Here is a 12402-nt window from a genome sequence, read left to right as displayed (position 1 = left end):
TCCTCCTCGGGGTATGGGTGGGTGAGTAATACTGATGTGTCTTTTGGAGTTATCTACAGAACCAGTTGGCGCAGGGTCACCAGTGCAGGTGCAGTTGACTCCACAGTAGGCACCTGGGTCCCGGGCAAAGAAGCGGCGGCTGAGCCGTGAGCTACTGCCTGGACCAGGCATTCAGGCAGAGTTTTGCCCTCTTCGTGGGCAATGAGAAAACCTGCCAAGGAGCAGTCCCCTGCCCCGACGGTGGAACGAACTTTCACCGGCTCGTGGACTGCGTGCCAGGCACCTTCAGCAGTTACCAGTACAGCGCCGGCCCCGCCCAGAGTGGCCAGGACCATTTCGACACCGCGGTCTACCAGTTCCTTGGCGGTAGCGGCGCTCAGCTCGGGGTTCTTTTCCAGTTCGTCGGCCATCTCTAGCTTGCCGACCAGTTCGGCCAGTTCCTCGGAATTGGGCTTAATGAGGTTGGGCATACCGTCCAGGCCAACCAGCGCATCACGCAGGGCCGCGCCAGAGGTATCGACAGCTATTCGGGGTGCTTTTTCGCCCAGGGATTCGCGGATAGAGCGACCCACGACCGCGTAGTAGTCGGTGGGCACACCGGCAGGCAATGAACCCGCCAGAACCAGCCAGGAAGCGTCAATGGTTTCTTTAATCATCAGACGGGTGAGCTGTTGCTGGGCAACGTCATTCAGTGGCTGACCGGGCGCATTAATCTTAGTGGTGGTGCCATCGGGCTCAACAACGGTGATGTTGGACCGGATGGGCGAGCCAATCGGCATATTCACAAAGGGAACACCCTCGTCTTTGAGACCGGCCAGGACGGGGTCCTCAGCGTCACCGGGGAGTACCGCAACGGTCTCAAAACCGGAGATATTGAGAGCACGCGCGATATTTACGCCTTTGCCGCCGGGGTCGGAGGCCGCCCCGCTGGCGCGCTGAACGGCTCCGCGCTTAATTTGGTGGTCTAGCTCTACGGTGCGGTCCATACTGGGGTTAGCGGTTAGGGTTACGATCATGCGATAAGCACCTCTACATTGGATTCTTCAAGCGCGGCAGCAAGTTCACCGTCGGGCGCTTTATCGGTAATAAGCGTGTCAATATCGCCTAGACCTGCGAACCGGACCAGGGATTCCTGGCCGAACTTTGCGGAGTCACACAGTAGGACGACGCGACGGGCAGATTTAACGATGGCGGTTTTGACGATAGCTTCGTTCAAGCCGGGGGTACTGAGCCCAAACTCGGCGTCCAGCCCGTTCACACCGATGAAGGCGATATCGGGGCGGATCGTTTCGAAGTGGGCGGCGGCACGGGTTCCTACAGCGGCCCAGGTCATTTTGCGGAGTTGCCCACCCACCATATCGAGCACGATGCCATCAGCCTCAGCAAGTTTCACGGCGATGTGAAGCGCATGAGTAATAATCAGGCGGTCGGCACCAGATTTAAGAGAAAAATCAGCGGCCGCGATACGGTCAGCTAAAATTTCGATAGTTGTACCTGCATCGAGAACAACGGCCCCGGCATCGGAATCGCGCAGTAGCTCGTAGGCACGCAGAGCAATTTTCTGCTTTTCGGGGGTGTTCATGTTTTGGCGCAAGGCTATGGAGGATTCAACGGATGTTGACTGCTCTACAGTTACAGCACCACCGTGTACTCGGCGCAGTTTTCCATCGGCTTCGAGCGTGGCGAGGTCACGACGGACTGTTTCCATCGTGACTTCGTAGCGTCTAGCCAGGTCTGCGCCGTTGACACGGCGTGCTGAAGCTACCAGCTTTGCTATTTCGGCACGTCGTTCTTCAGCGAACATGTCTTTATCACCTTAAAGATTGAGATGGGCTAAATAACCCTATTATTAGTTGATTTTATGTGGGTTTTTGTGGGTAAGTCAATGTAAACCCCTAGAAAAAAGGGCTTCAATCGCTCTTTTTGTTGCGTTTTGCTCTCGTTTTGAGCAAGCCTAAGGCGAAAACCCAACCGATAACACAGCCTAAAAAATTGGCTAAAACATCCAGCGGTGAGCTGGTTCGCCCCGGCATGAAGTGCTGGATACTCTCAATGCTAAGGGTAGAGACTAGCCCGCCTAGGGGAATGAGCCAGAGGCGTTCGGGGCGCAGGAGCCAGGTAAAAAGTAGGCCGCCGGGGATGAACATGACCACGTTGGAAAGCCATTCAACCTGCCCGTAGCCGAACCAGGCAGGTAGCCACCCCTGGGCGTGAGCATGAGCCAGCAGGCGGGCTAGAGTTTGGCCGGTATCGCCCGAGTCAACGTGTACAGGCCAGAAAACCATAAAGGCTACAGCGGCAAGGTAAAGACCTACCAGGGCCCACCCCAGGGCTTTAGGGTAGCGAGCCACTAGATTTTGCCGTTCAGCAGGGGCTCAGCATTCTCGTTCCAACGGGCCAGCCCCACCAGATCTACCTGAAAGGGTTCAGCGTTAGCGATGGTTCCAAATTCGTAGCCGTGGGTGGCAGAAAGTGCCCGGCTGATCAGGGAGCCGTGGGACACCGCAAGTACCCGCTGACCGGGGTAGTCCCGGGCGATCTGACGCAGGGTCTCGATACCCCTGGTGTAGACAGAGCGTTCGCTTTCAACCCCGGCGTAGTAGGCATCGGGTTCCCTGCGGGCCTCAGCGGAAATATCGAGCCCTTCTGCCTGACCGTAGCCACGCTCCACCAGCCCCTCGTAGGTGCCTGCAAGGGTCAGGCCAAAGGCAGCAGCCATAATATCGGCGGTTTCTTGGGCCCGAGAAAGCGGGGAGGAGACCACCACATCAAAGGTGAAGCCGCGCTCAATCAGGGAGCGGGCGGTGTCACGGGCCTGGGATCGGCCGGTATCGTTGAGGGGAATGTCGCTGGAACCCTGCATGAGGCTGAGCTTGTTCCAATCGGTCTGACCGTGGCGGATCAGCATAATGGAGCTGGCGCGGCGAGCCGGTGCTAACTCGGTAACCGTGCCGTTGTCGGGAACCGGGACTTTCTGGCCGGTGCGTGAGCTCATCAGGCGGGAGATGAGCATACCGTGAACGGCGATAATCAGGTTCTTACCCGGGTAGTCAGCTTCTACCTGTTCCAGGGCCTGCTCTACCCTGTTGAGGAAGTCCCCCAGGGGTTCAATATCGGCGGTTTCGTTCTCGACAGTTTCCCATAGCTCAGGGTAGTTTTTGATGCCTTCGAGGTCTTTAAAGGAGCGCTCTGCTAGACCCTCGTAGGAGCCCAGTACGGGCAGGCCCAGCTCATCGGCAATAATCTGCCCGGTCTCTGCGGCACGGGAAAGGGGTGAGGTGACTACGCCGTGCCAGGTGAAGCCGGGGTCTGTTTCTTGCTGGGTGTGGGCGTACTCATGCAGGTTGAGGGCAGCCTCCTGGGCCTGGGCACGACCGGTGTCGTTGAGGGGTATATCGCTAGAACCCTGCAAGCGGCGCTCTAGGTTCCAATCGGTCTGTCCGTGTCTGATAAGTACGCTAAGCATGGCTCCCATTATCTCAGGTGTGAGCGATCCCAGCAGGTTTTATCCGGTGTTAGCTTGCTCTAGACTCCGGCCCAGGTATTAAGCCTTGTTACATTTACTAGCATTTAATTCAGAAAATGTAACAAGGCTGGTCTTCACAGGACATTCACCTAATTTGCGCTGAGATCAAAGACCCTGTCACAGCGTTGGGCTACATCCGGATCGTGGGTCACAATAATCAGTGTTTTGCCAAATTCACGGTGTAGCTGAAGCATTTCAGAGATAGAGGCAAGCGCCAGCTCCTTATCAAGGGAGCCCGTGGGCTCGTCAGCAAGGATGAGGTCTCCCGGCTTATGTAGGCATCTGGCCAGCGCCACACGCTGTTGCTCCCCGCCCGAGAGGGTAGCTACCTTCTGATTAGCAAGATGGCCGATAGAAAGCCTGGCAAGAGTATCTGCAATGCGCTCACGTTTTTCTGTTAGGGGCTCTTTGACGTATTCCATACCGAGCAGAATGTTCTGTATAACAGTTTGGGAAGGAATAAGGGCGAAGCTTTGAAAAAGGTAATTAATGGTGTTGCGACGGAGCATCATTGCCTGGCGGGTACGGACACCGGGAGCGGGGCGACCGGCAATTGTCAGATTGCCGGAGGTAGCGGTTTCGAGTAACCCAATGATATTCAGCAGGGTCGATTTACCGGAGCCTGATCTTCCCACAATTGCTAGTGAGGTACCCTCAGCGACATGTAAGGAGATGCTGTTCAGCACTACTCGGTCGCCAAAGGTTTTAGAAAGATTGGAGACTTCCACAAAGTTTTCCATAGTTCACCTTCCTATGATTCTTTAATGAGGCTCACCATGTTTGAGTAAGCGAATTTTTGAGCAAGTAGGTAGAGGAGTACCGGCTGACCAAGCAGCATGATGAGCGCCAGAATGATACCCACTTGGGAGGAGGCCAACACCATTACCGCTAGACCCCCAAGGTTGGTCAAGATAACCAGTAGATAGGCAGGTTTGAAGGAAGCGAGGAGGGAGTGCCCCAGCAGTCGTAGCACCGCTATCTTATTCCTGTTAAGAAGTGAGTAAATGCCGGTAAAGGCACTCAAAGCCACAGCTACCAAAAGAACCAGCAGCAAGGTCACTGTGCCGAACAGCTGAAGGTACTGCCGAAGGCTTTTCTGCAGACCGGCAACAAAGCTCTCAGAAGAGATAAAGACCGGCTGATTATCTGCCAGACCATACCGTGATAGATAGGCCGCTGATGTGTACTGGTTAACGGCTTCTTCTGACAATTTCACATAGCTATCTGCCAGGCCGGAGGCTGCCAAACTTTCTGATTCGAAATAGGTCATATTTGCTGCGGTTGCCACGTAAATCACTACGTCCCGGCTGCGAAAGTCCTGCCGGGGGTCGGCGCTCCACGTAAAGAGTCCCTCACCGGGAGAATAGCTGTCGAGATAACTTACCGGGTTCTGGGTAAAAGGCGTGCTGATATCTTGCTCTGCTTGCCCCTTCCTCAGAGCTTCGGCTTTCAGCCAACCGCTAATTGAAGCTAGGTCCTCCTGATTAAAGTGATCCGGCAGGAGAAAAACCTGTTGCCCCGCTTCGGCACGCTCCAAAGTCTCTGCCGGTATCTGAAGGCCAATTTTCTGCAGGTAGCTCGGGGAAGCCGCCATGTACCAGAATTCTCTGGTGGGTACTTCTTCCCCAAGTTCTCTCCATTGCTGAAGCAACTGCTGATCGACGTAGTAGGTATTGACCAATGAAACACCGCTTTCGTTCTCTATCGATGCATACCAACGGTAAAAATCTGCAGCGTATTCGGTGGACTGACCGGTAAAGCTCGTACTGTCAGAGCCCGCGCTTTGGGAGTAAAGAATATACTCATCGGCAACCCGGCCCCATTCCCTCTGCACCGTAGCAGTCTTCTCTACTTCTTTGAGAGGACCATCAAGGTAGGAAGCTGTGATATAAAGCCCTGCACTGGTAGCGACAAAAGCCCCTGCCAGCATGAAGGCAAAAAGCTTTTGCGGTGTGTAGCCCCGAACCGCATGGATGGGCTTCATGCCAATAACTACCAGCGAGGAGAGCAGAAAGCTCAAGACCGTGATAAAGACCGTAGCTCCAAAGGGGTAAAAGAGGGCAGGGAGCATCTCCACGCTAAATCCAAAGCTGTGGAGGGTCAGCCAGCTACCGAAGAGAGTAATCAGTAAGGCTGGGAGGAGGCAGTATAGGATGGGTTTGAAGAGATTAATCAGGTAATCAGTTTTTGACCAGCCCAGAATGAGGTAGGTACCCAGTTCTTTTGCTCCCTGGGTGACATAGATGAAAAAGACCAGGGTCAGCAAAAGAGCTAAGGACAGCACCGCAAGGGTAACGAATACAGGTAGAAGACCTGCGTCCTTAGCATGACCAGATAGTGGGGTCAGCAGGTTTTCTTCGCTACTACCGGTGAGGGTAGAAAGACCGCTCACAAAATCAGCAAATTCCTCTTCACCGAGGCCATACACGGTATAAGAGCCGTTAATAGTACCGGTTTCTTCCACTAGGTCGCTCAGCTTCCCCAGGCTAAAACCGGGAGCAAAGGTGACCTCGGGTAAAGTCTCCAGAGTATCTTCTGAAACCTTATAGAGACCCAGAGTTTTTCCCTCTTCTGCGGCCAGAAGCTCCGTTAGATTTTCCCTGTTTAAAATACTGATGCCCAGGTAGTCCAGTTCCGGTACAGAAGTTAGATGAGCTCTATCAGCCAGGACACCCCAATGGGTGCCCGCCGCTGAGCCGTCCACCGCTGAGAGTTTGTCATCGGCCCGTACCAGAAAAGCCTGCCGGCGAGTAGTTTCTGTCTCTAGGTAGCTCTGTACGACAGCAGTGTTTCCAGGACTAACACCGGAAAGAGTAAAGTGTTTTCCCTCAGCTAGATAGCCTTCAAGAGTAGCGGTATAGGCATCTGCTCTCATCAAGGCGAAAAGGGCGGCGCTGGCTACAGCCAGTAAGAGCACAAGAGCACAAGCACAATATTTAAGAGTATGCCGCATGGTGTCATTATCTCCTTGTACTATTTAATTAGCCGCGACAATTCCAATAAGCAGTTGCTTGACCAAGACCAACATACTGGCTCGCCGAGGCAAGCAGACCAGGCCTCTTCCACCCTGAAAAAGTGGTATTAGCAGTCGCTGAGTGGTCATACACTCCACTCTGCACATTGGAATAGCTATTCACACCCCAGCTACGACCATGATCCCAGCTCACAGCGCTACCTTTGTAATAAACAGTAGCCGCTTCAGCTACAGTGCTGGCACCCATCATAGCCGTCACTGCAAGCACCACTCCTGCGGTAGCCTTCAACATTTTATTCCTCATAACGATCACTTCCTTGTGATCAACAATGAGACAACAACACCATGCGTGAGATAAAAATAACAAACAAAAGTGATTTACGCAATATTTCTACATGTTTTTCTTTCATATCTCCGGATGGCTGGGGTACGCCATCTGTCACCATGGCCTAGCAATGTGAGAGCATGGAACTATGTTTGAGTTCTCCTTAAGCCCCGACTGGGCACCGCGTTGTGCTGTCTTTGACTGTGACGGCGTCATTCTGGATTCCGAAACCACATGGGGACAGATCCAAGGCCAGGTCTTTAAAGGCTGGGGAGTTGATTACACCCCTGAGCTTCAAGCTTCCCTGGTCGGCTACACTGCCTACGACGTTGCCCGCCGCCTAGCAGAACTCTCCCAACCTGCAGGCCTCACAGACCTGGGTAAGCAGGAGCACTACCAGCAGGTACTCACCGATATCCTAGCCACCGAACGTGCCACCATCGAAGCCGGAGTCGATGAGATTCCCGGAGCCATTGCCCTGATCAAAAAACTGGCTCAGCACATTCCCGTAGCGGTAGCCTCCAACTCAACAGCACCAGTCCTCGAAACAAAAATCCGGGCCGCAGGCCTATCAGATGTCCTCACCACCTGGGTTTCCTCCGATGACGTGGCCAAGGGCAAACCAGCGCCCGACATCTACCTGGAAGCTGTCCGCCGTCTGGATGGAAGGCCAGAACTGACCCTCACCCTTGAAGACTCCGTTGCAGGCCTCACCGCAGCTATTGCCGCAGGTACTCAGCCCCTTGTCTACCTGGGCGAACCCACCGATAAACCGCTCTTGCTTACCGCCGGTGTGGGCCGCTGCGACTCCTTCACCGACCCCCAGCTCCTGGCACAGGTAGAGCGCTGGTTTTCTACCGGGGCACCTCAGTAAACTAGAGCCAACACTTTTGCCCGCCAGCGCAAGGAGCAGGTCATGAACCACAAGGATTCCCAGAGCAAGCCCTCCCGCTACGGTAGGCGGCTTGAGGACCTCTCCGAAGACGAGCGCGCCTACTATCGGGAGTTCCTCCCCCCGCAGGCCACCCCCACTCCCCCGGCTCAGCAGCTGCCCCCGCTTAAACCTGCCCGGCAGGCTAAGCCCCGCACCAAGAACCCTTGGTATTGGGCGCCCCATTTACTCACCGCTATCGCCGTCGTTCTGGGGCTCATCTCCTTCCTGGTCATCCCCGAAGTCTACAGCCATGTAAGTGCTGACCTTCGCCGCAACTACGTCATCCTGTGGGCTGAGCTGGCTATGTTCTTCTTGCTCCTTGCCGCCCTGCTCTACGGTATTTTTGCGCTGGCCGCCTGGAGTGATCACGATGATGTAGACGACGACAGGCTTATCCGCCCCACCGACTACGCCGAACAGCTCTGGGAAAAAGAGATAGAGCACAAGCGGGGCAAAGGCCCAGGAGATCTCTACGATTCGTCGTGGATTAGCGGTAAAAAGTAAGACGCACCTTTAAAAATATCTACCCCGCACCGAGGTGCGTGGTAGATATACGGTTAGGGTTTCTTGCGCCTGTCAGCAGGCTGGCACTCGGCTTAGAAGAGGCTCAGCTGGCCGTTTCTCAGGCGCTTACCTGTTCACGACCGGCAAGCTCATCGGCGCATGACTTTACGGGCCAGCATATTACCAACCAGCTGAATAAGCTGAACCAGAATAATAATGACCGCAACAACGCTCCAGGTCACAACCTCGTTGAAGCGCTGGTAACCATCGACCAGGGCAACCTTACCCAGGCCACCACCACCAATGTAACCGGCCATAGCCGACATATCGACCACGCCAATCACCAAGAAGGTATAACCCAGAATCAGGGGGCCAAGAGCCTCGGGAATCATCACGGTCAGCAAGATACGGGGCTTTGATGCCCCCATTGCACGGGCCGCTTCAATCACGCCAGGATCAATAGAGACCATGTTCTGCTCAACGATACGGGCAATAGCAAAAGTTGCGCCAAAGACCATAGCGAAGATAGCGGCGTTCACGCCCAAGCGGGTCCCCACGATAGCCTGAGTGAGCGGCCCCAAAGCCGCCAACAGAATAATGAAGGGAATAGGGCGGACAACGTTCACCACAATATTCAGCACAATGTTGACACAGCGGTTAGCCAAGATATTGCCCTGGCGGGTGGTGTACAGCAAGACCCCAAAGAAGAGGCCCAGCGCACCGGCCACCAGCATGGTGAAGCTGACCATGTAGAGGGTATCACCCAGGGCAGGGAGCAGTTTGCTGTTAATAAATGTTGCGTCCATGCTAGCGGACCTCCTGCACACGGGTGACGGTCTTAAGTTCAGCGATAACAGCGTCCAAGCTGGTTACATCGCCAAGAAGTTCAAGAGTTAGGTTGCCGTAGCTCTTACCCTGCAAGGTCTCCAATCCACCCTGCACAATGTTGAAGGAAACATTGCGGCTCCCCAGGTAAGAAAGGACCTTACCGATACCCTTATTACCCTCAGTAATTTCAATATTAATGAGGTACCCGCGGTGACGCTTTTTAAGTTCAGCGGCTTGGGCACCAACGGGAAGAGACTTGACCGCGGTACCCACAAAACGCTGGGCTGTGACGGTCTGAGGAGCCGAAAAAACGTCGTAGACATTGCCGCTTTCAACGACCCTGCCCTTCTCCATGACAGCCACACGGTCAGCGATAGATGAGACAACATCCATCTCGTGGGTAATCACAATAACGGTGATACCCAGCTCCCTGTTGACTTTCTTGAGCAGCTCAAGGACCTCAGCGGTGGTCTCAGGGTCGAGGGCGCTGGTTGACTCGTCAGCCAGCAAAAGTGAGGGAGAGGTCGCTAGAGCACGGGCAATACCCACACGTTGCTTCTGACCGCCTGAAAGCTGATCGGGGTAGTTCTTAGCCTTATCCGAAAGACCCACAAACTCTAGGAGCTCCGCTACACGGGCAGTACGCTTAGCCTTATCCCAGCCCGCAACGATCAGGGGAAACTCGACGTTACCCGCCACCGTGCGAGAGTGCATGAGGTTGAACTGCTGGAAAATCATACCAATGTTGGTTCGGGCCTGGCGGAGCTGGGACTCACGCTTACCGGCAATCTCTAGACCATCCACGGTCAAAGAACCACTGGTGATACTTTCCAAGCCATTAATCAGGCGAACAAGGGTCGATTTACCGGCACCGGAGTAACCAATAATGGCGAAGATTTCGCCCTTGTTGATGGTCAGATCAACATCGTCTACTGCGGTAACGGTCTTCTTACCGACCTTAAACTCTTTGGTCACCTTCTTCAGCACAACCATAGGCTCGGAGGCCTGGTTGTCTGATACTGCTCGTTGTTGGGTCATCTCTTCTTCTTTGTAAGGTTTGGGAGGGCAGCTACCCCATCACGGAGAAACCTCAGGGGAAACAGGAATAGGTAAAGCGGCAACCGCCCTAGCCTAGTCCAGCATTCTGCCCCGGAGGGGCAAAAGGTCTAGCCTACCCCAAGTTGGTTGCCGCCCTTATTGCCTGCATCACGCTGTGTGATTAAAACCGAGGACTACTGCTTACGCTTCTTAGCTTCCAGGTCGGCAAGGGTTGAACGCAGGTCTGCCAAATCGGTGTTAACCTCAACTGCGGTTCCCTCAGTCTCTTCCTGGACAGCTGCCAGAACCTCATCGCTGTGGAAGAGTTCTACGATCTTCTTGTAGGTTTCGTTATCAGCGTCATCTGCGCGGGAGACGAAGAGGTTGACGTAGGGGCGAGCGCTGTCGTTAGCAGGGTCGTCCTGAGCCAGAGCGTCCTTGGGGTTAAGCCCAGCATCTTTCAGGAAGTCATTGTTGATGACCGAACCATCCACTGATTTGAGAGCAAGAACGGTCTGGGCTGCATCAACGGGGGTGACTTTAACCTTAGAGTCAGCGGTGTCTACATCGTCCACGGTGGGTGAATCGGTGTCTTTAGTGAAGGACACAAGACCGTTAGCCTCAAGCAGAAGAAGAGCGCGAGCTTCATTAACGGTGTCGTTGGGGATAGCGATTTCAGCGCCCTGGGGCAGTGCAGAAATGGAATCGTGCTTCTCAGAGAAGAGAGCCATGGGGTAGATCACGGTGGGGCCAACAATCTGCAGGTTGTCGTTGGCCTCAACGTTGTAGTTGGAGAGGTAAGCGATGTGCTGGAACCAGTTGAGGTCAATTTCACCGGTACTGAGCGCGGGGTTGGGCTGAGTGTAATCGGAGAACTCAATAATCTCGATATTGATGCCCTCAGCCTTGGCCACCTCGACCAGCTTGGCGTTGGAGTCAGATGCACCGACAACACCGATCTTGATAACATCATCGGCTGATGAAGCGGAGGCAGGAGACGCTGAGTCTGATGATGAGCCGCAGGCTGCAAGACCAAATGCGAGGGGTACGAGAGCCAAAGTGGCAACAAATTTCTTCACGGCTATGAATCTTTCTGTTGGGAAAATTGATGGGTGCGGCCACGATTCAGCGTTTTACCGGGGGCTGTTGGCTGATGTGGTTTCGGACGCTGGTTTCAGCGACTCTTCTATTAGAACACTCCACAATGGTCAGGCTAGAAATCAGCCCAAAATTGGGTCATATTTCACCTATCTGTAAGCAACAAAAAGTTACACCGTAACAGTGCGTCATAAAAGGTATATAGGAGTTAGCCTTCTGCCAACCAGTTGGCCTGCCAAGAGGTCAGTCTCTCGCGGATACCCACAAAGTGCTCTCTCATCAGTTCGGTTGCCGCATCGGCGTCTCGGTCCCTAATAGCTTCATAGAGCCGCAGGTGGGCCTCCAGCAGGGTGCAGGTCTGTGCTTCATCCAGTGGGGCAACGGTATCGAGTAGGCCGGCAATATTGTTGTAAACCTGCCAGAAGATATCCAGTAGTTTGGACAGCAATTCGTTACCCAAGGGCGCAAAGATAGCAGCATGGAAAGACTGATCTGATTCTGCCAGCCAGACCCCGTTGTGGACGCTTTCTTCCATTGCGTCATAGGACTGTTTGACACGTTGGAGCTGTTCTTCGGTCATCACGGGAATAACGGCGCGTAACAATCCAACTTCAAGAGCCTCCCGGACCTCCACCAGTTCCAGAGCCTCTTGGCCACCGTGGTAGAGCGCTAAACAGCCTCGAAAGCTCAGGCCTCGCGCCATAGAAATAAGGACCTGACCACCGACAAAGGTTCCAAAGCCGTGCCGAACCTCCACAATCCCCAGCGCTTCTAGAACCTTAAGAGCTTCACGAATGGAGTTTCGCCCCACACCTAGTTCATCGATCAGTTCCTGTTCGCTGGGCAGGGGGTCCCCCTGGCCTAACTGCCGCTTAAAAATTAGCGAAATTATCTCATTCTGGAGCTGCTGTTGGCGTTTCTGCGCGGCGCTGCGGTGCACCCCCTCAGGGTGGAGAAAACCAAGGTCAGGGACGTATGGGGCGGGAGGAAGAGAGTCGTGGCTGTTCATAACGTGCTCTTTTCAGTGTGTTGATATTGAGGGCACCCAAAACACTATCCGGCAGGACTACTTCCACCGGATCCTTCTACTACTGTAGGAGCCCTTGCCACCCAGGGACAGTTTCCATCCGCAAGGTAAGAGGGTGGCGTCATATTTTGATGACTTTTCCTGCCCA

The 12402-nt window shown here is 54.2% G+C and carries 12 protein-coding genes; 2 read left to right on the top strand and 10 right to left on the bottom strand.

Annotated elements, in window-relative coordinates; all coding sequences use genetic code 11:
- Window positions 1–53 precede the first annotated feature (53 nt).
- From ACN082_RS01615 to ACN082_RS01590, 6 genes are all read right to left on the bottom strand, one after another.
- Window positions 54–1016: a 1-phosphofructokinase family hexose kinase gene (locus ACN082_RS01615; RefSeq protein ID WP_419099105.1), complete on the bottom strand. Its 963-nt coding sequence runs from the start codon at window positions 1014–1016 to the stop codon at window positions 54–56.
- On the bottom strand, window positions 1013–1804 hold the full coding sequence (locus tag ACN082_RS01610) for a DeoR/GlpR family DNA-binding transcription regulator (protein WP_419099104.1): 792 nt from the start codon (window positions 1802–1804) through the stop codon (window positions 1013–1015). Before ACN082_RS01610 ends, ACN082_RS01615 begins: the two co-directional genes overlap by 4 nt.
- Window positions 1805–1910: 106 nt before the next feature.
- On the bottom strand, window positions 1911–2351 hold the full coding sequence (locus ACN082_RS01605) for a VanZ family protein (protein ID WP_419099103.1): 441 nt from the start codon (window positions 2349–2351) through the stop codon (window positions 1911–1913).
- Window positions 2351–3466: a histidine phosphatase family protein gene (locus ACN082_RS01600; RefSeq protein WP_419099102.1), complete on the bottom strand. Its 1116-nt coding sequence runs from the start codon at window positions 3464–3466 to the stop codon at window positions 2351–2353. Before ACN082_RS01600 ends, ACN082_RS01605 begins: the two co-directional genes overlap by 1 nt.
- A 149-nt stretch (window positions 3467–3615) precedes the next feature.
- Window positions 3616–4266 (bottom strand): ABC transporter ATP-binding protein, encoded by a 651-nt coding sequence (locus ACN082_RS01595; protein ID WP_419099101.1) that lies wholly within the window; start codon window positions 4264–4266, stop codon window positions 3616–3618.
- 11 nt (window positions 4267–4277) lie between these two features.
- The gene (locus ACN082_RS01590; protein ID WP_419099100.1) at window positions 4278–6479 is read right to left on the bottom strand and encodes a hypothetical protein; all 2202 of its coding nucleotides are present in this window, start codon (window positions 6477–6479) and stop codon (window positions 4278–4280) included.
- A gap of 494 nt (window positions 6480–6973) precedes the next feature.
- Here ACN082_RS01590 and ACN082_RS01585 point away from each other — a divergent pair, with 494 nt between their 5' ends.
- Together ACN082_RS01585 and ACN082_RS01580 are read left to right on the top strand one after the other, a co-directional pair.
- Window positions 6974–7699 carry an HAD family hydrolase gene (locus ACN082_RS01585; RefSeq protein ID WP_419099099.1) on the top strand — a complete coding sequence of 242 codons (726 nt, stop codon included), beginning with the start codon at window positions 6974–6976 and terminating at the stop codon, window positions 7697–7699.
- Between the two features lie 42 nt (window positions 7700–7741).
- Window positions 7742–8263: a hypothetical protein gene (locus ACN082_RS01580; protein ID WP_419099098.1), complete on the top strand. Its 522-nt coding sequence runs from the start codon at window positions 7742–7744 to the stop codon at window positions 8261–8263.
- A gap of 149 nt (window positions 8264–8412) precedes the next feature.
- On the opposite strand, the gene ACN082_RS01575 is transcribed toward ACN082_RS01580, so the two are convergent.
- From ACN082_RS01575 to ACN082_RS01560, 4 genes are all read right to left on the bottom strand, one after another.
- Window positions 8413–9069: a methionine ABC transporter permease gene (locus ACN082_RS01575; RefSeq protein ID WP_419099097.1), complete on the bottom strand. Its 657-nt coding sequence runs from the start codon at window positions 9067–9069 to the stop codon at window positions 8413–8415.
- Between the two features lies 1 nt (window position 9070).
- The gene (locus ACN082_RS01570; protein ID WP_419099096.1) at window positions 9071–10129 is read right to left on the bottom strand and encodes a methionine ABC transporter ATP-binding protein; all 1059 of its coding nucleotides are present in this window, start codon (window positions 10127–10129) and stop codon (window positions 9071–9073) included.
- A 194-nt stretch (window positions 10130–10323) separates the two neighbouring features.
- Window positions 10324–11208, bottom strand: coding sequence for a MetQ/NlpA family ABC transporter substrate-binding protein (locus ACN082_RS01565; protein ID WP_419099095.1), 885 nt, complete (start codon window positions 11206–11208; stop codon window positions 10324–10326).
- A 227-nt stretch (window positions 11209–11435) separates the two neighbouring features.
- Entirely contained in the window at window positions 11436–12236 is an 801-nt protein-coding gene (locus ACN082_RS01560; RefSeq protein ID WP_419099094.1) for a FadR/GntR family transcriptional regulator, read from the bottom strand.
- Window positions 12237–12402: the final 166 nt, after the last annotated feature.

The organism is Rothia sp. CCM 9417, from assembly GCF_048513575.1.
Lineage (GTDB): Bacteria > Actinomycetota > Actinomycetes > Actinomycetales > Micrococcaceae > Rothia.
This window is presented reverse-complemented; position numbering and strand designations above follow the sequence as displayed.

Coding starts and splice junctions, on each gene's coding strand:
- ACN082_RS01615 (WP_419099105.1), bottom strand. CDS start 1,016: ATGATCGTAACCCTAACCGCTAACCCCAGTATGGACCGCACCGTAGAG.
- ACN082_RS01610 (WP_419099104.1), bottom strand. CDS start 1,804: ATGTTCGCTGAAGAACGACGTGCCGAAATAGCAAAGCTGGTAGCTTCA.
- ACN082_RS01600 (WP_419099102.1), bottom strand. CDS start 3,466: ATGCTTAGCGTACTTATCAGACACGGACAGACCGATTGGAACCTAGAG.
- ACN082_RS01595 (WP_419099101.1), bottom strand. CDS start 4,266: ATGGAAAACTTTGTGGAAGTCTCCAATCTTTCTAAAACCTTTGGCGAC.
- ACN082_RS01590 (WP_419099100.1), bottom strand. CDS start 6,479: ATGCGGCATACTCTTAAATATTGTGCTTGTGCTCTTGTGCTCTTACTG.
- ACN082_RS01585 (WP_419099099.1), top strand. CDS start 6,974: ATGTTTGAGTTCTCCTTAAGCCCCGACTGGGCACCGCGTTGTGCTGTC.
- ACN082_RS01580 (WP_419099098.1), top strand. CDS start 7,742: ATGAACCACAAGGATTCCCAGAGCAAGCCCTCCCGCTACGGTAGGCGG.
- ACN082_RS01575 (WP_419099097.1), bottom strand. CDS start 9,069: ATGGACGCAACATTTATTAACAGCAAACTGCTCCCTGCCCTGGGTGAT.
- ACN082_RS01570 (WP_419099096.1), bottom strand. CDS start 10,129: ATGACCCAACAACGAGCAGTATCAGACAACCAGGCCTCCGAGCCTATG.
- ACN082_RS01560 (WP_419099094.1), bottom strand. CDS start 12,236: ATGAACAGCCACGACTCTCTTCCTCCCGCCCCATACGTCCCTGACCTT.